This is a genomic window from Clostridioides sp. ES-S-0048-02, assembly GCF_020658495.1.
Classification (GTDB): Bacteria; Bacillota; Clostridia; order Peptostreptococcales; family Peptostreptococcaceae; genus Clostridioides.
In genome coordinates, this window is sequence record NZ_JACVWH010000090.1 from 1 (window position 1) to 277 (window position 277).

Consider the following 277-nt stretch of genomic DNA (forward strand, 5'->3'; position numbering starts at 1 on the left):
TGAAGTCGTAACAAGGTAGCCGTATCGGAAGGTGCGGCTGGATCACCTCCTTTCTAAGGAGAATTGCCTACTGTTTAATTTTGAGGGTTCGTTTTTACGAATACTCAATTAGCACTTTGAGCAACAGAATTTATTCGTTGGCGACGTGCTTTAGCACTTTGAAAACTGCATATATAAATTTAGTGATATGACATCTAATTTGTAATATATAAAGTTGATAACTTTTAAAAATTATCGAAGTTGATAGCTTCTAATCTATCAAACCTTTTTAACTGGT

The 277-nt window shown here is 34.3% G+C and carries 1 rRNA gene; it reads left to right on the forward strand.

The window, feature by feature from the left end:
* Positions 1-53, forward strand: a 16S ribosomal RNA gene (locus IC173_RS21085); the annotation flags it as partial.
* Positions 54-277 lie beyond the last annotated feature (224 nt).